This is a genomic window from Pseudomonas sp. G7(2022), from assembly GCF_052660475.1.
This window is the reverse complement of the sequence record NZ_CP109659.1, coordinates 2,663,971-2,683,688: the sequence shown is the minus strand read 5'-3', so window position 1 is coordinate 2,683,688 and position 19,718 is coordinate 2,663,971. Positions and strand designations below refer to the sequence as shown.

General features: G+C 59.8%; 17 protein-coding genes. All 17 read right to left on the bottom strand.

Annotated elements, in window-relative coordinates; all coding sequences use genetic code 11:
- Positions 1-14: 14 nt before the first annotated feature.
- The 17 genes from NE357_RS11965 to benA all read right to left on the bottom strand — a co-directional run bounded on the left by NE357_RS11965 (position 15) and on the right by benA (position 19,626).
- Positions 15-686, bottom strand: coding sequence for a methionine ABC transporter permease (locus NE357_RS11965; protein WP_011333762.1), 672 nt, complete (start codon positions 684-686; stop codon positions 15-17).
- Positions 683-1,483: a methionine ABC transporter ATP-binding protein gene (locus NE357_RS11960; protein WP_169430023.1), complete on the bottom strand. Its 801-nt coding sequence runs from the start codon at positions 1,481-1,483 to the stop codon at positions 683-685. Before NE357_RS11960 ends, NE357_RS11965 begins: the two co-directional genes overlap by 4 nt.
- Complete coding sequence (locus NE357_RS11955; RefSeq protein ID WP_169430022.1) at positions 1,480-2,289, bottom strand: MetQ/NlpA family ABC transporter substrate-binding protein; 810 nt, start codon at positions 2,287-2,289, stop codon at positions 1,480-1,482. Before NE357_RS11955 ends, NE357_RS11960 begins: the two co-directional genes overlap by 4 nt.
- A gap of 27 nt (positions 2,290-2,316) precedes the next feature.
- A complete protein-coding gene (locus NE357_RS11950) occupies positions 2,317-3,369 on the bottom strand; it encodes an isopenicillin N synthase family dioxygenase (protein WP_169430021.1) in 1,053 nt (350 codons plus the stop codon).
- Positions 3,370-3,617: 248 nt separating this feature from the next.
- Positions 3,618-4,013 carry a hypothetical protein gene (locus NE357_RS11945; RefSeq protein ID WP_169430020.1) on the bottom strand — a complete coding sequence of 132 codons (396 nt, stop codon included), beginning with the start codon at positions 4,011-4,013 and terminating at the stop codon, positions 3,618-3,620.
- A gap of 130 nt (positions 4,014-4,143) precedes the next feature.
- The gene (locus tag NE357_RS11940) at positions 4,144-4,407 is read right to left on the bottom strand and encodes a PAAR domain-containing protein (RefSeq protein ID WP_169430019.1); all 264 of its coding nucleotides are present in this window, start codon (positions 4,405-4,407) and stop codon (positions 4,144-4,146) included.
- A gap of 86 nt (positions 4,408-4,493) precedes the next feature.
- On the bottom strand, positions 4,494-4,934 hold the full coding sequence (locus NE357_RS11935) for a hypothetical protein (RefSeq protein WP_169430018.1): 441 nt from the start codon (positions 4,932-4,934) through the stop codon (positions 4,494-4,496).
- An 8-nt stretch (positions 4,935-4,942) separates the two neighbouring features.
- Entirely contained in the window at positions 4,943-9,664 is a 4,722-nt protein-coding gene (locus tag NE357_RS11930; RefSeq protein ID WP_169430017.1) for an RHS repeat-associated core domain-containing protein, read from the bottom strand.
- Complete coding sequence (locus NE357_RS11925) at positions 9,661-12,567, bottom strand: type VI secretion system Vgr family protein (protein ID WP_207867787.1); 2,907 nt, start codon at positions 12,565-12,567, stop codon at positions 9,661-9,663. The genes NE357_RS11930 and NE357_RS11925 overlap by 4 nt, the downstream gene beginning before the upstream one ends.
- A 127-nt stretch (positions 12,568-12,694) precedes the next feature.
- Positions 12,695-13,210: an Hcp family type VI secretion system effector gene (locus tag NE357_RS11920; RefSeq protein ID WP_169430015.1), complete on the bottom strand. Its 516-nt coding sequence runs from the start codon at positions 13,208-13,210 to the stop codon at positions 12,695-12,697.
- Between the two features lie 321 nt (positions 13,211-13,531).
- Positions 13,532-14,446, bottom strand: coding sequence for a catechol 1,2-dioxygenase (catA, locus tag NE357_RS11915; protein ID WP_169430014.1), 915 nt, complete (start codon positions 14,444-14,446; stop codon positions 13,532-13,534).
- Between the two features lie 41 nt (positions 14,447-14,487).
- Positions 14,488-14,778 (bottom strand): muconolactone Delta-isomerase, encoded by a 291-nt coding sequence (gene catC / locus NE357_RS11910; RefSeq protein ID WP_169430013.1) that lies wholly within the window; start codon positions 14,776-14,778, stop codon positions 14,488-14,490.
- Between the two features lie 17 nt (positions 14,779-14,795).
- Positions 14,796-15,917 (bottom strand): muconate cycloisomerase family protein, encoded by a 1,122-nt coding sequence (locus NE357_RS11905; RefSeq protein WP_169430012.1) that lies wholly within the window; start codon positions 15,915-15,917, stop codon positions 14,796-14,798.
- 22 nt (positions 15,918-15,939) lie between these two features.
- Positions 15,940-16,701 carry a 1,6-dihydroxycyclohexa-2,4-diene-1-carboxylate dehydrogenase gene (locus tag NE357_RS11900; RefSeq protein WP_169430011.1) on the bottom strand — a complete coding sequence of 254 codons (762 nt, stop codon included), beginning with the start codon at positions 16,699-16,701 and terminating at the stop codon, positions 15,940-15,942.
- Positions 16,702-16,728: 27 nt separating this feature from the next.
- Positions 16,729-17,736 (bottom strand): benzoate 1,2-dioxygenase electron transfer component BenC, encoded by a 1,008-nt coding sequence (gene benC, locus NE357_RS11895; protein ID WP_169430010.1) that lies wholly within the window; start codon positions 17,734-17,736, stop codon positions 16,729-16,731.
- Between the two features lie 46 nt (positions 17,737-17,782).
- Positions 17,783-18,271 (bottom strand): benzoate 1,2-dioxygenase small subunit, encoded by a 489-nt coding sequence (gene benB, locus NE357_RS11890; protein ID WP_169430009.1) that lies wholly within the window; start codon positions 18,269-18,271, stop codon positions 17,783-17,785.
- Positions 18,268-19,626 (bottom strand): benzoate 1,2-dioxygenase large subunit, encoded by a 1,359-nt coding sequence (gene benA / locus NE357_RS11885; RefSeq protein WP_169430008.1) that lies wholly within the window; start codon positions 19,624-19,626, stop codon positions 18,268-18,270. Before benA ends, benB begins: the two co-directional genes overlap by 4 nt.
- Between the last annotated feature and the right edge of the window lie 92 nt (positions 19,627-19,718).

Below are 19,718 nucleotides of genomic sequence, written 5' to 3'. Positions count from 1 at the left end.
CCTGCAACCGACCTTCAACGTCGATGAGCCAGCGATCGCACCAGCCGATCGCCCAGGCTCTGCACGCCCTGAACGAGGATGACCAGCACCACGACGGTGGCGACCATCACTTCGTTGTTGAACCGCTGATAGCCGTAGCGGATCGCCAGGTCGCCCAGTCCCCCGCCACCGATGACCCCGGCCATGGAGGAAAAACCGATCAGCATCACCAGCGTCAAGGTGACGCCTGCCAGCAGGGCCGGCAGCGCTTCGGGCAACAGCACTTTGAAAATCACATGACGGATGTCGCCGCCCATGGCGAGGATCGCTTCGATCCGGCCCTTTTCAACTTCGTCCAGGGCGTTTTCGACGATCCGCGCAAAAAACGGAAAGGCGCCGATGGTGATCGGTACGACGGCGGCGGTGCTGCCCAGGGTGGTGCCGACCACCAGCCGGGTCAGCGGGATCAGGGCAATCAGCATCACCACGAACGGCAGCGAACGTCCCAGATTGATGATCGCGCCCAAGGCTTGATTGAGCCTCGGCAACGGGTACAACCCCTGACGACGACTGATGAACAGCAACACCCCCAGCGGCAAGCCAATCAGCAACGTGAACAGACCGGCGAGCAGCACCATGTAAAGGGTTTCGCCGGTGGCGTTGAGCACCAGCTGCAGGATTTCATTCCAGTCGATCACGCGGTTCATGAGTGGGCCGCCCGTACGCCGTATTGCCGCAAAAAACTCAAACCGGGCGCGTCATGCCCCAGCGGCAAGCCGCAACTGGGTCGTAGCGAAGCGCCAAGGGCCGACTTTGGATCGGCGAGCAAACGAGCGACCGGCCCCGCCTCCACCAGTTTTCCGTTGGCCATGGACGCGGCGTGATCGCAGATCGACTTGACCACGTCCAGTTCGTGGGTGATCAGCACGACAGTCAAACCAAGCTGCCGATTGATGTCGCGCAACAGCTCCAGAATCGACGCGGTGGTTTCCGGGTCGAGGGCGCTGGTGGCTTCGTCCGACAGCAGATACGCCGGCCGCGCCGCCAATGCCCGGGCGATGCCCACCCGCTGCTTCTGCCCGCCGGACAGTTGCGATGGAAAGGCTTCGGCCTTGTCGCCCAGGCCCACCAGATCCAGCAGCTCGCGAACCCGTTCATGGCGTTGTGGTTTGGCGATTTTGGCGATTTCCAGCGGCACCGCGACGTTGTCGAACACGTTGCGCGAATGCAGCAGATTGAAGCCCTGGAAGATCATGCCGATGCGCTGACGCTGGCGGCGCAGTTCGCTATCGGACAGCGCGGTGAGATCCTCGCCATCCAGCAGAATCCGCCCCGAATCCGGGCGTTCGAGCAGATTGAGGCAACGCAGCAACGTCGACTTGCCCGCACCGCTGCGCCCGAGAATCCCGTAGATCGCACCATCGGGAATGCTCAGCGATACCTGATCCAGCGCCGGGGTCGACGCTGACGGATAGGTCTTGCTCAACTGCTCGACGACGATCATAGCGTGGCATCCGCCACCGGGATCACCGACCCCTTGAAGTTCTCGGCGATGTACTTGGCGACTTGCGGCGAGGTCAGGTCCTTGGCCAGCTGCTGAATGCGCGGATCGTTTTCCAGTTTCGGCGTGGTCACCAGAATGTTGGCGTAAGGATTGTGCTCGGCCTTCTCCAGCCCCAGCGCATCCTTGGCCGGCACCAGACCCGCTTCCAGCGCGTAGTTGCCGTTGATCACCGCCAGATCCACGTCATCCAGCGCACGAGGCAATTGCGGCGATTCGATTTCGAGGATCTTCAGGTGTTTCGGGTTTTCGGCGATGTCCTTGGGCGTTGCCTGATCCGCCGCCGGGTCGTTGAAACCGGGCTTGAGCTTGATCAGGCCGTTGTCCTGCAACAGGTACAACGCACGGCTCAGGTTGGTGACGTTGTTCGGCACTGCAACCGTGCCTTTGTCCGGCACCTGGGCGAAGGCTTTGTGGCGATGGGAATAGATGCCCAGCGGTTCGATGTGCACCGTGGCGGCCACCGCCAGTTTTTCGCCGAGGGCCTTTTCCTGAGATTGCAGATACGGCAGATGCTGGAAGTAGTTGGCGTCCACATCACCGTGCACCAGCAGCTCGTTGGAGTTCACGCCCTGCGGGATTTCGATCACCTTGAGGTTCAGTTGCGGATCGATTTTCTGAATGTAGGCCAGGATCTGTGCGTGGGGCACCGGGTCGGCGGCAACACGCAACGGTTCCAGCGCCTGAGCGCCAAACGAAGTCACCAGCGCGCCGAGGACGGCCAGGGTCAAGCCTGCTTTTTTCAACATGGGAAGAGTCCTTTTGCGAGTGATGGATCAGGCGTTGGCGGTCTTGCGAAGCGGTGTCTGAGTGTTCGACGCATCGGCATAGAAGCGCTGCGCGACATCGGGATGCGAACGCAGTCGGCCCTTCAGATAATTCCAGCCGACATCGCGAAACAACGGATTGAGCGGATCACTCGCCGGCCCCTTAGCTTCGCGCAGCAACACCGCCGGCAACGGGTACAGCGGCACGACCGCGTCGAGTTGCGCGCCCAGGAAAAACGCGATGGACAAGCGCTCACTGCCCGCTGGCGGCGAAACCACGCGATGCACCGTGGCGCGCAGATAACCGTTGGTGGCCAGTTCCAGCAATTCGCCGATGTTGACCACCAGGGTGTTGTCCCGAGGTAACGCATCGATCCAGCGCCCCTCTTCGATTTCCACTTGCAGTCCGGCCTGCTGGTCTTGCAGCAGAAAGCTGAGAAAACCCGAATCCTTGTGCGCGCCGACGCCCTGATTGCTCGCCGTCGAGGACTGCCCCGGATAGCGCATCAGCTTGATGTGTTCGTTGGGTTTGTCGCCGTGCAAGCGGTCGAAGGCATCTTCCGGCAGCGACAGTGACTGGGCGAAAGCGCGCAGCAGACGCAGCGACATTTGGGTCATCGCCTGCTGCCAGTCGAGCAGCAGCGGCTTGAGTTGCGGCAACGCTTCAGGCCATTGATTCGGCCCTTGCAGCCGTGCCCACAACGGACTGTCGACGTTCAATGGCAAGGCGTCGCGCTCGGCGCCCAGATCGAACTGTTCACGCTGATCGGGCTGCCCGCGAGTAATCTCGGACGCGGCGCGGTTGTAGCCGCGAAAATGCGGCGAATTGATCATGCCGACGGCTGTTTTCTCGCTGTCGGGCAAGGCGAAAAATTGCCGGGCGTGGTCTTGAACTTGATTGAGCAGGCCGGCGTCGATGCCATGGCCGGTCAGGTAGAAGAACCCGACATCGCGAGCAGCGTGACGCAAATCATCGAGAAAGGCCTGGCGTTGCGACGGCGTACCGTCGAGCAGGGACAAGTCCAGGGTGGGTAATGCGGTGATAGCTGAGGTGTGCGGCATGATTCACTCCCGTGTGAATCAAACCTGAAGAGCCTGTGATCGATTCAGCGTGTGCCGTCATGGCAATCGGGGGCCTGTCGGTTTGATGCTTTGATTCGTCTGTGAATCAAAACTAAACGATATTAAAAAAACCGAACAAATATCTTTTTTGCATTAGCTTAGTTCGGTCTATCGAGCGGCTCGACTGACCTCAGGACCGACCACGGCAATCGGCTTGGCGTTAACGTCGGCCCTGAATCAACTGACGGCTACAGACCGACGCGCTTCAACCCTTCGCGCATGCCCTGATCCGCCTGCTCGCACCATTGCTTGAGCGTGAGGTTCGGTGGCAGGTTGCTTTCCAGGCTCTTGTATTCCCCCTCCGTGAACACTTCGCCCTTGCGGCCAAACTGTTCGTTCTTGTCGCCGTCACGCTTGTCGAAATCACCCGGCATGTTGCTAACGAATGCAGCCATCTTGTTGGCGTTCTCGGTGCTGTCCGCTTTCAGGAACCCCTTGTCGACACAGCTTTTGATCAGGCCTGACATGTTGCGACCGTTGTCGTATATCCCTTTCAAAGTGGCGGCGTCTTGCCCTTCGGCGTAGGCAAGCGTGCTGGTGCCAAACGCGGCTGCCATGGCGAGAATCAAAGAAGCGGTCTTCATATTTATTCCTTTAAATGTTGGAGCGTTTTGAGCTCTTTTTGAGGTGAAGCATGTTTTGGGTGAAGCATGTCTTGTTCAAATAACGCGCCGAAAAGGCCGCGTCATGGAGACGGCAATTACAAATATCGATTTAGCTGACAACGGCCCCTTTGGGCCCGCTGGCAATCAGCGCCGCCCCACAGGCTGTTTTCATACCGTCCAGCGCAATGGGTGTGCCATCGACGGTGTAGGTGCTGCTGCCCTCGGCAATCGGGAATACCCCTTTGCACAATGGGCAACTGACCTTGTGACCGACCCCGGCAATCGGCTTGCCGTTGAGGTTGGTTTGGGAGAAGGCTTCGAGGACCTTGCCACCGTGGGTGGTGGAGTCGCCGAGGCGGATTGCGTCTTTCATGTTGTCACTCCTTTGACCTGACTTCTGGCATGCCAAATGGGGCCGTCGAACCCATCAAACGTGAAAACGGCGGGCCTTGAGTCGTATCAGGGGAAGTAGCTTTCGATCTCCGGATACTCATCCAGGAACTCATCACTTCGAATAAAGGCGTCAAGATCCGGGGACTTCTTCGCAGCCGCGACAATCGCCTTGATCTTCTCTGCGTTGTCCGAGTTCACGACACGACCGATCAGAATAAGAGGCCATTCCTTGCCACTTGCCTGTCTTTGCAACGTTGAGAAGTTCACCGCAAGCCTTTCAGCAAAAACGCCCGCTTCAGCATGATCAAGAACACCCACCACGCGCTCTTGCACACCGTAGTCGTCTTCATCGCAAAAGGTCGACAGTAGTGCATCAATGGTTTTTGCATCGAGTTCGTCGCGGACACTGCTCACGAGCGCCGAGAACTCACGAGCATCTTCCGGGTTCTCGTAGCGATCCAATGAAACCAGTTTATCTCGCCACACTTTGAACGCTTGATCATTCATGGTTTCTCTCACTTATCCAGAAATTTACGGCACTTGGCATACGCCAGCATTTCTTGCATTGCTTCATTGTACTTTCTGGGTTGTCCGACCTGAGTGGCTACACGGCGCACATCTCTGATCTCCATCGCCATTGCACCTCTCATGTCTCCCACTTCGATTTTTGACTGAACCTGAGCTCGATAGGCTTTTCCGGGATTACCCTGGTGGCCGTGACTCATTGTTTGGCTATGGTCATAGGGCTCCATTTGTATTGCTGGCCCCTGGCTTCTCTTAATCGGACTGGTGCTGTCTGCCGGCATGTGATGCGACTCGATCCCCGAGGCCGTGGTGCCTCCGTAAGATCCACCTCTGAATGGCCCGGTTCCTTCAGGGTTGCCTTTCTTCAGATCGGCACACGGACATCTTGCCAAGCCTAGCGGGTCAATCCAGCCCAGTGGACTCGGCGCATATACAAAGAGGTTCAACCCACCGTCATAACCGATGGGATCTTTGCTGATGAAGCGTCCAATCAACGGATCGTAATAACGATAACGATTGTAATGCAGCCCCGTTTCATGATCGTGATATTGCCCCTGGAAGCGAATCGGGTTGCCAATACCCTGTTGCTGCGCCATTGGCGAACGCTGCTCAGACACGCTCCCCCATGCCTTGTACTGAGCGCTCCAGGCTATTTCGCCATTCTGGTCGGTCAACTCCAGAGGCGCCCCCATTCGGTCGCATTGATACCAACTCAACACGTCGATTGGCAGTGCCACAGGTACGTGATTCCACACCGGGTCGTCCTCCAATTGATACTCGCCGCTGAAGTCAGGCTGCCCCATCAGAATGATTGGTTGGTGTCGCAAAGCTTGCGCAACCGGAATGTAAGTACCCGGCTCATAGATGTAATGCACTGTGCGTCCGGGATCACCATCCAGCAGAGCCGGACTGCTCTCCCAGGCCAGCGTATCGCCGTCCCAGCCATACAATGTGAAACCACAACCCGACTCTCGCTGCTTGCGGACAAACTCATTGTCGTTCCACTGTGAGCCGGCTTCAGGCCGTCGCTTGAAATGCGCAGTCGAGTTCTTGTAAAGGCGGCGTCCCAATACATCGTAGGCATACTCGACTTCCAGTCGGGCATCATCAAAGTGAACCAAACGGTCGAACAAATCCCAGCGCATTCTGGCGATACTGCCGTTGTGCCAACGCTGTATCAGATTGCCTCGATCATCGTATTCATAGTGGGTACCCGAGTACTCGCGCAGCAGGTTATCCACCCGCTTGCTACGCATCGGGTCCTGATCCAGAGGTCGGCGCATCTGTTCAACCGGCTCATCAAGCAAGTTACCGGCAGGATCAAAGGCGAAAGTTTCCACACCCTGTCGACTCGCCGCCTTGATCAGGCGCCCCACCGGATCGTACTGATACGTCAGCGGCCCGCGTCGCGTGTCGTTGAGAAGGATCAGTTGGCCCGCAGGATCATATTGATATTCACGCTTGAGCAACGTGCGCTTGTCATCGCTGCGACCCAACAATTGCTCCTGCAACTGCCCAGCCGGGTCCCACTTCTGCGTCTGCAATAAATGGTTGCCCTGATGACGGGCGATTTCGCGATGCAGATCATCACGCTCCCAGGCCAGCAACTCGTGGTCATCCACTTTCAATCCCAGCAAGTGCCCGCTGCCGTAGGTCATCCAACTGACTCTTTGGCCATCCGGACGCACAGTCGCTACCCGCTGATTCAGGGCATCGTATTCATGTTGCCAGACTGCGATCCGAGGCTGCTCCAGACTCAGATAATGCTGATGTTCACGCAGCAGGTTGCCCGCCGGATCGTGGAACCACTGCAAGCGACTGTGATCATTTTCAGCCAGTGTCATATTGCCGTTGCCATCGTAGGCAAATGTTTCACTTTGTACCTGTTCGCCCAGACTCGCACGGCGCTCTATCAGGCGGCCCATCAGGTCGAATTGGAAAGCCACTCGCCGCTCGCCATCAAGCTTGCTACTCAAACGACCTGATTCAGTGTCGTACTGGTAGCGCGTAATATGGCCGTCGAAACCTGTTTCCTCCAATAACCGCCCCATCGGATCGTAGTGAAAATGGGCGCTACGCTCATTTTCGTTCTCCAAAGCGGTCAAACGACCGAGACGGTCCCAGCGATAGCGCAATGTTTGCTCAGCCGCATCCACTCGCTCGGCGATAAGGCCGGCGGCGCTGTAGTTCCAGGTGGTGCAGCGGTTCAGGCCGTCGACATGGGCCAACAGTCGCCCTTCGGCATCGCGACTGAAACGCTCCTCAGACTTGTCCGGATGCCTGATCAACACCAGTTGACCTGCCACATACTCATACTCGGTGCTTTGCCCTGCCGCATCGGTAAAGCAAATCAACTGACCCAGGCCGTTGTACTCCCAGGTACTGGTTTTGCCGGAACAATCGGTGTACCCGGTCAACTGACCGGCATCGTTGTATTCGAATTTCTTCTCTGCTCCGTTAGCATCCTTGACGGTCTCCGGATAGCCGGCAGATGTGTAGGTGTACTCCGTCTTGTTACCCAGAGGATCGACAGCTTCCACAAGATTGCCGCTGTCGTCATAAGCTCTGGTCCACTGTCCGCCCTCTGCATCACTAACCTTGATCAGTTGGTCCAGATCATCGTATGCGTAATGCACTACGGTGTTATCGGCACGGATGTGTTCGAGAAGATTGCCACGCTCGTCGTAGCTGAACCGATCAACGCTTCCATCGGTGTGGACATGTCGCACGACATTTTTGGCCTCATCGCGGAACAACCATTCCGAACGCTCATCCGGATGACGGATACGGTACGTGTAGCCAAGAATGTCGTAGTAGTGCCAGGTCTCATTGCCGTGAGCGTCAGTGACGTAGGTCAGACGAATGTTTTCGTCCCACTCAAGTCGAGTATCGAAGCTTCCATCATCCGCCCATTCACGAATCGCTTTGGCATCGGAGCCGTCCCCCTGCCATTGCAAATTCATGCCCCGCCCGGTCCGGTCGGTGTATCGCGTGATCAGATGGCTGCGGAATTCATAATTCCAGGCATAACCGTTTTCATCCCGTGCCTGAACCAGATCGCCCAACGCATCATAGTGATAGGCACACAGTTGGCGCTGAGGAATGCCATCGGCGATCTCCCACAAACCTGTCAGACGTCCGTGGTCATCGATCAGTGTTCCGAGTTGTAGATGAACCTTTGTAACGTCCCCCTGATAGGTGAGCAGGTCAGAGAGCACCGGTTCATTACCATGCATGTGCTCATAGTGCAGCATGATTCCAGCACCGCTGCGCAGCTCGATGCCGGCGAGCAGAAAGCGTGCCCCACGACGCACGTAGGTCTCCTTTCTCTCGACACCGCGGCACAGCAGCAATTGATTTTCACCTGAGCGAATCAGAGTCAGGTTTTCAATCGGGTCATGATGGGCATCGCCGACTTTGGGCAACGCATACTCATGACTTCGGCCATCGGCCGCATGAAAGACCAACCCGTCATCCACATAATCGAAACGAGTGGTGAACTCGTTGATCCAGCGAGCACCTAGGCTGCCTTTGTCGTAGGCCTCCAGATTCGAGTAATAAGTACGGTTCCAGACGACGGGAAACGGGCCCGGCAAACGGAAATCCGTGTGGGTGATGGTTTCCGTGCCGCGTGCAAAGCTGATGTTTCTTTTCGTGCCTGTCGGGACGCGATTCTTGCAATCACTGGCATCAGAACGGGCTCGAACCTGGCTTTGCTGCAACTCCAGTTGGCCTTTGCCGGCGCGTTGTTCTGCCTTGCTCGTGGCCCCCGGTTTGACACTGGCGGCCTGACCATGAGAGCGACGTTTGCGCCAAGTTACTACCGAGCCCGCCAACATCTGCAACAGCCAGCCGATGGAATGCTGAACGCCCGGGTCACCAAGCTTTTTCATCTGGGATTGCAGCTCCACCCCCAGCGTGCGAAGCATCGATGTGTTGCTCAGTACCAGAGCCTTGGCTTTCTCCGGCAGCAAGTTCTTGGCGGCACTGTTGGCAACGCCTTTGCCTGCAGCCTTGTAGGCACTGAAAGCGGCACCGAAAATGTTGCTGATAGCCGCCTTGGGGTCATGCAACAACTGACCGCGCGCCGCCGTGATTTTCGAACCGGCCGCATTGAGGTCTCCCTTCGCATCGAGCTTGCCATTGACCACCTTTTCCAGGCCCTTGGCGATCTCGTTCACCGCGCTTTGACCCAGTTTTCCAGCGTCGTCGAGAATGCCCGCCAGTTTGGGTTGTGCCTGTTTGACGAAGTCATCGATGGTGCCGACGATGGTCGCGTTCAGATGCCCGATCAACACTTCAATCAGAGAGTCCCCCAGCAGCATCTTGGCGCTGTTACGCAGCTCCTGACGCACCAACCCCAGGGTCGGGCGTAGTGTCATGCGCGCAGAAGCCATGGTCGGTGGCGCAGGCAATACACCAATCAGGTTGATACCCAGGCTGACCCAATCCAGCACTTGACGCTGTTTGCTTTTGGCCAGGGTGACGATGTCTCCAAGGGCATCAACCAACGCCATGATGTTGCCCACGACAGGAAGAGCACCCGCGACGTTCTTGACCCGATCGAGTGTGACGACACCGCCGCTGATGGACTGCAACCAGGCATCGAATTTGGCAGCGCCGCGTCCGACATCCTGAATATCGATCGTGTTGAGTGGCACCACCGCGACTTGCGGCTCACGCGTTTTCGCACCATCGGATCCAGTCGTCATGACAACACCTCTCCCGCCAGCAGGCCCGGGGTTTTCAAGGAAGCTTTTGGCAGGGCTGGAGCCGGAAGCGTTGGCAACTTGCCCGCTTTGCTCGCCGCCCCGAGAATCCCCGACGCACTCGGCATCGCCGCACTCGCCAGTTTCGGCAGTCCGGCCACCCCGCCCTGCACTGCCCCTTTCACCTGCTGCGCCGTTTGCATCGCACCTTGCGCGGTCTGCATTGCACCCATCCCTGTCTGTGCCAATTCCTTGCCCTTTTCCAACATGTCCCAGTTCTTGCTCGGCAACGCCTGCGCCACCATGGCTTGCACTTGGCTCGGAATGTCTTCCGCACCCGGCGGATTCAACGGCCATTCTGGCTTGCCGATGTAGCTGCCTTCACTCCAGGTGTCCGCAGGATCCTTGCCGAACAGCACCCGCGCTGGCCCCGGTGCGGCGCCGGCGACGCTGGCGAACCCCTTCGCGTCGAGCTTGCCCTTGATGCTTTTGCCCAGCGCATCGATGACTTCGTAATCGCCGTCCTTGATGCCCTGTCGCCCGGCGTACTGGTTGAACAGCTCCAGATTGCCCTTGCCCGGTTTCGGCGGTTCCGGGAACACCCCGGCCAGGGATTTCGCCCCGGTGTAGGCGAAGTTCGCCGCGTGGGCGGTGTACGGGCCGCTGGTGGCGTGGGTGATGCCGCCGGCGTTGTAGGTGGTGGCGCTGCCGCCGCCCTGGATCACCAGTTCGGTCTTGGCGGTGATGGTGATGCGGTCGGCGTTGGCGGTGATGTTGAGTTTGGCCAGCAGGTTGATGCTGTCCTTGAGCGCCTTGACGTCGATGTCGCCGGAGGCCGCCACCAGCCGCCACCCCATGCTCTGCACGAACAGGCGCATGCCGCGGCTGGCACTGGCCAGCAGGCGTTTGCCGATGGAAAAACTGGTGTGCCCGGTGCTGCTCAGCGCCAGGTGTTCGCCGGTGGCGATGTGGCTGGAGCGCGGTGTGGTCAGGGCGATGCCGGCCGGGCTGGCGAGCACCAGATGCGGCTCGGTGAACTCGGGAAATTCGTTGGCGGTGAGGTTCGCCGGTCCCGAGCCAAGCACGCCCTGGTGCTGCGCGTGCAAGGCCTTGGCCACGTCGTCCTGATCGCCGGCTTCCTGGGCTTGAAGTTCCTTGGCCTGCGTGGCGAAACCGTCCTGTTGATCGCTGGCGGTGGCCAGGCGTTCGGCGGTTTCCGGCAGGTCCTTGTGGTGTTTGGATTCGTTCGGGCGCGGTTCGGTGGTGATCAACAGACCGGCGCCAGCACGCACGGCGCCGTGGCGGTCGGTGCGCAACTCAAAACCTTCGCCGCGCGGCTGCCCACCTGAAGGACGCGGATGGGTCAGGTAACCCAGGTTGATCGCGCTCGCGCCGTGATCGCTGCGCAGCGCGATGCTGATCTCGCTGGTGGTGTCGTCGATGCGCAGTTCGTTGGCGCGGCTGCCCTTGTATTCCTTGCTCTTGACCGTGGCCAGGGTCTTGAAGTCCGGCAGTTTGTACGGCGGCAGGTTGGCGCCGTGGTACAGGCAACCGGTGATCAGCGGCTGATCGGGGTCGCCTTCGAGGAAGGTGATCAGCACTTCCATGCCGACCCGCGGAATGTTGATCGAGCCAAAGGTTTCAGCGGCCCAACTGGAGGCCACGCGCATCCAGCAGGTGGTCTTGTCGTCGTGCTGGCCTTCACGGTCCCAGAAGAACTGCACCTTCACCCGGCCGTATTGGTCGCAGAAAATTTCTTCGCCTTCGGGACCGGTGACCACGGCGCTTTGCGAACCGAGGACTTTGGGTTTCGGGTGATCCAGCGGCGGGCGGTACGGCACGTCCCACGGGATCGCGTTGAAGCGGTTGCGATAACCCTGATGGAAATCGTCTTTGTTGTCGGTGGTGTCGCTGGTCACCGACTCTTCCAGCACTTGCGGCTGTTTACCTTCGTGGAAGATTTCCGTGAGCAGCCAGAGGTCGTTCCACGTCGGGTTGGCGTGGTCGGTCAGGGCCAGAAAATGCCCGGTGACCAGAATCGGCTGGTCGCTGTTGCCCTCGGCCAGGCGATAGTCGCTGCGGTGGCGTTCGAGGTTGCGGTTGGCCAGGTGCTTGCCGCGCTCGCGGTCCACGAAGCGGCCCGGGTAATCGTAGTCTTCCAGGTCCGGTTGGGCGCTGCTCTTGGCGTCGCTTTCCAGCTCGATCTTCGGTTTGACGAAGTCGTAATCGCGCCGCGTGGTGCGGCTGGTGCGGGTGGCCAGACGCAGGCCGAAACGCTTGACCACCGGCTTGTCCGCCACCAGCCCGGAGTCCTGCTGATAGGCCACGGGCGCGAGTTTCGGGAACACCGTCTGGTCATCGCCGAAGGTCAGTTTGTGGCCGCTGGACGTGTGCTGGAAGTGGTAGTGAATCCCCTCCTCCTCGCACAGGCGCTGGACGAAATGCAGGTCGCTCTCATCGTACTGCGTGCAGTAGACGCGCTCGGGATACACCGCGCTCAGCTGGAAGTGGTAGTCGCTGGCCAGAATGCCGTGTTCTTCCAGCACCTGACTGATGATCTGCTGCACCGTCATCTGCTGAAAAATGCGCTGGTTGAAGCGGTGTGCGAGGTAGGAAAGCTGCGGTCGCAGCGAGATCCTGTAGCGGGTCAGGCGCTTGCCCGCCTCGCCCTGGGCGATGCTGTAGATCAGCCCGTGAATCCCGGTGCCGCTCGGCGAGAGCTGAAGAAACGCCAGTTTGTGCAGCAGGCTTTCGAGGTTGATCGAGGCCTTTTCACTGACCAGTTCCAGCTCGAATTCGAAGGGCGTGTTGAGGGCTTCTCGACCGGTGAACGACAGCACCTGAAAGTCGCTGTCCGCGCCATCGATGGTCAGATTGAAATGGGGCTGGTTGGCCGGTGAGAACATTCCCTTGTCCCTCGCACAGTGCTGCGATGCCGCCAGATCGATAAGGATCGGGTGGCAAAAATTCTTTGAGTAGTGAAGGTGCCTCGACCGGCGAAACCGGCCGAGGCGATACAACCATCAGTCGCGATTAAACGACCGGAGCACGCCAGTCATCGGAACCCGAAGTACCGGAGACTTCGTGGGTCCAGGTGATTTTGCGGTAGGTGAACTGCACTTCTTCCAGATGAGTGAAGTGGGCGTTCGCCGGGTCCTGGCAGTTGTGCATTTTGTTGTTGATGGCGACGATGATCGCGTCTTCCAGTTTGGTGGTGTAGTAGTGCTCCTGGGTGCCTTGCGCCGAGGTGCGGTACCACTGGATGACGATTTCGCTCATGCGCTCGCCGGAAGTCAGAGCTGCTTGCAGCAGCGGCGAAGCCTTGTCGTAGACCTTGGTGATCACAACTGGCTTGTGCACGCGCTGACCGGTTGGCTGACCGGATTGCGGGTCACGCGGGATGATCACGTCGTGGGTGAACGCCTGAACCATGACCTGGTCTTCGTGGCCTTCCTGGTAGGTGTTGCCAACGGAGTCGGCGGTGAACGCGCCGGCAGTGATCAGGCCTTGTTTTTCGCCGGTAACCGACATGTACGCGGGTGTTGCCATGGGGTGTGCTCCTTGCTCGATAGACAGAACCGGACGGCGTGATTGCCTGCCCAGGTAGCGAAGGAGTTATCAAAAGTCGTGCCAGCCATCACTTGGCCATTACCCATCAAGGGTTTACGAAGCTCTCGTGGGAATTTTCCAACTTTTTCTGTAGGAAACAGCGAAAAAGTGCGCAAGAAGTTGCGCAGTGCTGTGCAACTTCTTGCGCACTTGGCTGCAGGCCTTTAAAGACAAGGCCTCCAGCGGTTTTCACCGTGCTTTTATTACGAACAACTGCGCAACTTTTTGCGCAGTTCAGCCAATCCGAAGAGAGCTCCGGAATCAGCAGTCCTGCAACGCCCTTGGCCGTTGACTGCGCTGCTGCGCCGCCGCATCCGGCGCCTGCTGCAACTGAAAGTCGAACTTCAATTCAGCGCGACGTCCCGCTGCATCTTCCAAAAACTCGACTTCCCCGACCAACCCTTCACGGGTCGCATACGCAAAGTCATCCCACAGGTATTTGTCCCCCGACAAATTGATCTGCGTGGTCAGGTGCCGATGCCCCGGTGCGGAAATGAAGAAGTGAATATGAGCCGGGCGCTGGCCGTGGCGGCCAAGCAGGTTCAGGCATTCCTGGGTCGGGCCTTGCGGGTCGCAGCCATAGCCGGACGGCACGATGCTGCGGGCGCGGTAGCGACCTTCGGCGTCGGTGATAATCCGGCGGCGCAAGTTGTACTCGGACTGGCTCTGATCGAAAAACGAATAAGTGCCTTTGGTGTTGGCGTGCCACAGGTCGACCGTGGCACCCGCTAACGGCTGACCTTGCGGATCGAACACCTGGCCTTCCAGGAGCATCACCGTGGCGACGCCCTCCTCACTGCCGTCATCCATCCGGCATTCGCCTTCGTACAGCGGCGCGCCGGCCACGTACAACGGGCCTTCGATGGTGCGCGGCGTGCCGCCGGTCAAGCCGATCTGCGCATCCTTGGCGTCCTGCAACAGGTCGAGGAAATGCTCGAGGCCGAGGCCCGCCACCAGCAACCCGGCTTCGGAGCGGCCGCCCAGACGGTTGAGGTAATCGACGGCTTTCCAGAATTCGTTTTCGCTGATCTCAAGGTCTTCGATGATCCGGGCGGTGTCCTGCAACATCCGCAGGACGATGGTTTTCAGACGCGAGCTGCCGCCATCGTTGGCAAAACCGGCGGCTTCTTCGAAGAACGTTTGCAGTTCGGCAGTATGGGCAATCTTCACGGTCATGGTGTTCACCTCATCTTGTTGTTGTGGGGTCGGTTCCGCGGTCAGCGGTCGTCGGCGTGAATCGACGAAGGGTGGCGACAGAGACCGTCGATCTCGATGTCCATGTAGGGAAACAGCGGCAACAGCATCAGGGTGTCGTGCAGCGCTTCGACGCTGGGCACATCGAACACGCTGTAATTGGCGTAGTGCCCGGCGATGCGCCAGAGATGGCGCCACTGGCCTTCGCGCTGCAGGCGCTGGGCGAGCTCCTTCTCGTCGGCCTTGAGCTTTGTGGCAACGGCCGGAGCCATATCGGCGGGCAATTTCACGGTCATTTTTACGTGGAACAACATGGCGTTCTCCTTAGGGGTCAGTGCCGGCGAAAACGCGCCAGACGCTGTTCATCCAGCGTCAGGCCCAGGCCCGGGGTGCGTGGAATGTGCAGGTGAAAGTCGCGGTATTGCGGGCGCTCGGTGACGATGTCTTCGGTCAGCAACAGCGGACCGAACAGCTCGGTGTCCCAGGTCAGTTGCCTGAGCGTGAGGAACGCATGGGCCGAGGCCAGGGTGCCGACGGAGCCTTCGAGCATGGTGCCGCCATACACAGCGATGCCGGCGGCTTCGGCGATTTGCGCGGTGCGCAACACGGCGCGCGGGCCGCCGTTCTTGGCGATCTTCAAGGCGAACACGCTGGCGGCGCCGTCGGCAGCAAGGCTGAAGGCGTCCTCGACGCTTTCGATCGATTCGTCGGCCATGATCGGCGCCGGGCTGCGCTGGTTCAGGCGAATCTGCCCGGAGCGGTTGACCCGCGAGATCGGCTGCTCAATCAGGTCGATACCGTTGTCGCCGAGCACCTGGCAGCCGCGAATTGCCTGGGACTCGTCCCAATACTGGTTGACGTCGACCCGAACGCTGGCGCGCTCGCCCAAAGCTTTTTTGATCGCCACTACGTGTTTCAGATCTTGCTCCAGCGGGTTGGCGCCGATCTTCAGTTTGAAGATCCGGTGCCGCCGCGCTTCCAGCATCTGTTCGGCCTCGGCGATGTCCCGAGCGGTGTCGCCGCTGGCCAGGGTCCAGGCCACTTCGAGGCTGTCGCGGACCCGGCCGCCGAGCAATTCGCTCACGGGCAAACCAAGGCGTTTGCCTTGGGCGTCGAGCAATGCGCTCTCGATGCCGGACTTGGCGAAGGTGTTGCCCTTGGCGATCTTGTCGAGCTTCTGCATCGCGGCGTTGATGTTGTCCGCGTCCATGCCGATCAGCGCCGGCGCCAGGTGTGCATCGATGTTGGCCTTGATGCTTTCGGGACTTTCATAGCCGTAGGCCAGGCCGCCAATGGTGGTGGCTTCGCCGATGCCTTCGATACCGTCGCTGCAACGCAGGCGCAGGATCACCAGCGTCTGGTTCTGCATCGTGTGCATCGCCAGTTTGTGCGGGCGGATGGTCGGCAGGTCGACGATGACCGCCGACAGGTTTTCAATCAGGATCCGGTTCATTTCAGTGTCCATTCAAGCGTGATCAACCGAGGTCACCGCCACCGACCGGCAGGGTCACACCGGTGATGTAGGAGGCGTCGTCCGAGGCGAGAAACAGGATCGCGCCGACCTGTTCGTCTAGGGTTCCGTAGCGTTTCATCAGGCTGCTATCGAGGGTTTGCGCGACGATTTCCTGATACCAGGCCTGCTCCTGCGCGGACTGTTCGCCGCTGTTGCGCGGAATGCGTCGTGCTGGCGCTTCGGTGCCGCCGGGCGCGGTGGCGTTGACCCGGATCCCGCGCTCGGCATTCTCGAAAGCCAGGCAGGCAGTCAGCGCATTGATCCCGCCCTTCGCCGCGCCGTAGGGAACGCGGTTCAGACTGCGGGTCGCAATCGATGACACATTGACGATCGCCCCGCCGCCCTGTTTGAGCATGTACGGCAATGCGGCGTGGCAGCACCACAGCGTCGGGAACAGCGAGCGGCGCACCTCGGCCTCGATCTGCTCGACTTCGTAATGCTCGAAGGGCTTGGCCCAAATGGTGCCGCCGACGTTGTTGACCAGCACGTCCAGGCGCCCGAAAGCATCGATCGCGGCGGTCATCACCCGAGCGCAATCGGCGTATTGCTCAAGGTCGGCGGTCAGCGACAGCACGCCCTCGCCTTGCAGTTCGTGAACCAGTCCGGAGCGGTCGACGGCGATCACTTGCGCGCCCTCCTCCAGCAAGCGCTCGCACACCCGACGACCGATGCCCTGTGCCGCGCCGGTGACCAGCGCGACCTTGTTGGCGAATCTGTTGTTCATGACAACCTCGCAATTCAGAAAAAAGACTCAAGCCGCCGCGAATTTCTCGTAGTAGAAGTTCGCCGGCGTGATGCCCTGTTCGCGGATGTACTGGCTGACCGCCTCGACCATCGGCGGCGGGCCGCACAGGTACACGTCGACATCGCCTTCGTTGAGGTGACGCGGTTCGATGTGCTGGGTGACGTAGCCCTTGAGCGGGTGCCGGCTCTGCGGATTGGCCACACAAGCGCCGAAGCTGAAGTTCGGGATACGCGCGGCGAAGGCTTCGAGGCGGTCAAGCTCCACCAGATCGAAGTCGTTGGTCACGCCGTAGATCAGGTGAACCGGATGCTCGCTGCCCTGCTCGGCGATTTTCTCCAGCATCGCGGTAAACGGCGCCAGCCCGGTGCCACCCGCCAACAGCAACAACGGCCGCTTGATCTCGCGCAGGTAAAAACTGCCCAGCGGCCCGGCCAGATTCAGGCTGTCGCCGGCCTTGGCCAGCCCGGTGAGGAAGCTGCTCATCAGGCCGCCGGGGACATTGCGGATCAGGAAACTGACCTCGCCGTTCTTCTGCAACGAGCTGAAGGAATAGGCACGGGATTGCTCGCTGCCCGGTACTTGCAGGTTGACGTATTGCCCCGGCAGGAACGCCAGTTTGCTCAAGGATTCACCCTTGAGCGACAGCGCGATGGTGCTTTCGGAGAGCTGCCGGACATCGCTGATCGACGCCTGATAACTCGCCTGTTCGGTCTTGCACACCTGGGAGCCGACCGGCACCCGCACCACGCAGTCGCTTTCGGCGCGCATCTGGCAGGTCAGGACGTAACCCTGGGCCAGTTCGTCTTCACTCAGGGCGTCTTCGATGAAGTTGTCGCCCATGTCGTAACGCCCGGCTTCGGCGAAACACTTGCAGGTGCCGCAGGCGCCGTCGCGGCAGTCCAGCGGGATGTTGATGCCCTGACGGTAGGCCGCGTCGGCAACGGTCTCGTGGCCCGAGGCCTCGATGAAACGGGTGACCCCGTCTTCGAAATTCAGTGCGATCTGGAAACTCATGGTGCACCTCGCTCACAGCGTCGAGCCCGGCTCGCCGCCGTCTCGATCAGATGTGGTAGATGTCGATGACCTGACGGACGTAATCGTTCTTCAGCACGACTTTCTTGGCCTTGATCAACGGCTGGTCGCCGCGCAGGTCGAGGGTGTAGAAGCTGGTGCCGAAATAACTGTCGGTGACCTGATAGCGAAAGCTCAGGGTGTGCCAGTTGAAGCGCACCTGGCATTGCCCTTCGCCCTGCTCGACGATCTCGATGTTGCTGAGGTTGTGCGAGGTGCGGGTGTCGGGAATGGTCGCGCTGGAGCGCTCGGTCTTGATCCGGAACACCCGGTCTTCGAGGCCGCCACGGTTGCCGTACCAGATCAGCGAGATTTCGCTTTGCGGGTCTTCGGTCAGGGTGTCGTGGTCGTCCCAGGCCGGCATCCAGAAACTGGCGTCGGCGGCGTAGAGTTCCAGCCATTGATCCCACTGGCCGTCGTCCAGATAGCGCGCTTCGCGGTAGAGGAAATCGCGCACGGTGTCGTAGAGGTTGTTCATTGCACGGCCTCCACGGGGATCAGGTTTTTATCGGAGGAAACAGCCTTGAGCATGGTTTCCTGCCAGTACTTGTGTTGCAGCACGAACAGGCCTTCGTCTTCGGTGCGCAGGCCGGACAGCAAGGGCTTGAGGTCGATTTCCTTGGCCGCCGCGTCCGCGCCTTCGACCCAATGGGTCGCGCCACGGGACATGTCGTTCCAGCCGCGCCCGGCGCCGTAGCCGGTCTGGCACGAGCGGAATTCTTCGAGGTCATCCGGGGTGGCCATGCCGCTGACGTTGAAGAAGTCTTCGTATTGGCGGATGCGTTTGGCTCGGGCTTCCGCGCTTTCGCCTTTGGGCGCGATGCAATAGATGGTGATCTCGGTCTTGTCGACGGAGATCGGCCGGGCGATGCGGATCTGCGAGCTGAACTGATCCATCAGGTACACGTTGGGGTACAGACACAGGTTGCGCGAGTTCTCGATCATCCAGTCGGCGCGGGCCTGGCCGAAGTCCCGGGCCAGTTCATCGCGACGCTCGTAGGCCGGGCGGTCCTCGGGGTTGGCCCAGCGGGTCCACAGCAGCAAGTGGCCGTGATCGAACGAGTAGAAACCGCCGCCCTTCTTCGCCCAGCTGCCGGCGCTCATGGTCTTGATTTCTTCGCCAGCGTCGCGCTGCTGACGCTGATTCTGGGTGGCGGCGTAGTTCCAGTGCACGGAGCTGACGTGATAACCGTCAGCGCCATTTTCGGCGGTGAGTTTCCAGTTGCCTTCATAGATGTAGGAACTGGAACCGCGCAGCACTTCAAGGCCTTCGGGTGACTGATCGACGATCATGTCGATGATCCTGGCTGACTCGCCCAAGTGCTCGGCGAGGGATTTCACATCGGCGTTCAGGCTGCCGAACAGAAAGCCGCGATAGGATTCGAAACGCGCGACTTTGGTCAGGTCGTGGGAGCCTTCGCAATTGAAGCCTTCGGGGTAGCCGGCTTCGCTCGGGTCCTTGACCTTGAGCAGTTTGCCGCTGTTGTTGAACGTCCAGCCGTGGAACGGACAGGTGTAGCTGGAACGGTTGCCGGACTTGTGCCGGCAGAGCATGGCACCGCGATGGCTGCACGCATTGAGAAAGGCATTGAGTTCACCAGCCTTGTTGCGGGCGATGAAGACGGGTTGGCGGCCCATGGTGGTGGTCAGAAAGTCATTGACGTTGGGGATCTGGCTTTCATGGGCGAGGTAGATCCAGTTGCCTTCGAAGATGTGCGTCATCTCCAGTTCGAACAGCCGCGGATCGGTGAACATCTCCCGCTTGCAGCGGTAGGCACCCTTCTCGGGGTCCTCTTCAAGCATGGCATTGAGGTAGTCGATTCCCAGGGACATGGCCGGGGCCTCCATTGTTATTGTTCAGGCCAGGTCAGATTAGGGAGGCAACGCGGGCGGCAATATCCGAATCCTGCAGAGCGCTATCCGTT

Coding starts and splice junctions, on each gene's coding strand:
- NE357_RS11965 (WP_011333762.1), bottom strand. CDS start 686: ATGAACCGCGTGATCGACTGGAATGAAATCCTGCAGCTGGTGCTCAAC.
- NE357_RS11960 (WP_169430023.1), bottom strand. CDS start 1,483: ATGATCGTCGTCGAGCAGTTGAGCAAGACCTATCCGTCAGCGTCGACC.
- NE357_RS11955 (WP_169430022.1), bottom strand. CDS start 2,289: ATGTTGAAAAAAGCAGGCTTGACCCTGGCCGTCCTCGGCGCGCTGGTG.
- NE357_RS11950 (WP_169430021.1), bottom strand. CDS start 3,369: ATGCCGCACACCTCAGCTATCACCGCATTACCCACCCTGGACTTGTCC.
- NE357_RS11945 (WP_169430020.1), bottom strand. CDS start 4,013: ATGAAGACCGCTTCTTTGATTCTCGCCATGGCAGCCGCGTTTGGCACC.
- NE357_RS11940 (WP_169430019.1), bottom strand. CDS start 4,407: ATGAAAGACGCAATCCGCCTCGGCGACTCCACCACCCACGGTGGCAAG.
- NE357_RS11935 (WP_169430018.1), bottom strand. CDS start 4,934: ATGAATGATCAAGCGTTCAAAGTGTGGCGAGATAAACTGGTTTCATTG.
- NE357_RS11930 (WP_169430017.1), bottom strand. CDS start 9,664: ATGACGACTGGATCCGATGGTGCGAAAACGCGTGAGCCGCAAGTCGCG.
- NE357_RS11925 (WP_207867787.1), bottom strand. CDS start 12,567: ATGTTCTCACCGGCCAACCAGCCCCATTTCAATCTGACCATCGATGGC.
- NE357_RS11920 (WP_169430015.1), bottom strand. CDS start 13,210: ATGGCAACACCCGCGTACATGTCGGTTACCGGCGAAAAACAAGGCCTG.
- catA (WP_169430014.1), bottom strand. CDS start 14,446: ATGACCGTGAAGATTGCCCATACTGCCGAACTGCAAACGTTCTTCGAA.
- catC (WP_169430013.1), bottom strand. CDS start 14,778: ATGTTGTTCCACGTAAAAATGACCGTGAAATTGCCCGCCGATATGGCT.
- NE357_RS11905 (WP_169430012.1), bottom strand. CDS start 15,917: ATGAACCGGATCCTGATTGAAAACCTGTCGGCGGTCATCGTCGACCTG.
- NE357_RS11900 (WP_169430011.1), bottom strand. CDS start 16,701: ATGAACAACAGATTCGCCAACAAGGTCGCGCTGGTCACCGGCGCGGCA.
- benC (WP_169430010.1), bottom strand. CDS start 17,736: ATGAGTTTCCAGATCGCACTGAATTTCGAAGACGGGGTCACCCGTTTC.
- benB (WP_169430009.1), bottom strand. CDS start 18,271: ATGAACAACCTCTACGACACCGTGCGCGATTTCCTCTACCGCGAAGCG.
- benA (WP_169430008.1), bottom strand. CDS start 19,626: ATGTCCCTGGGAATCGACTACCTCAATGCCATGCTTGAAGAGGACCCC.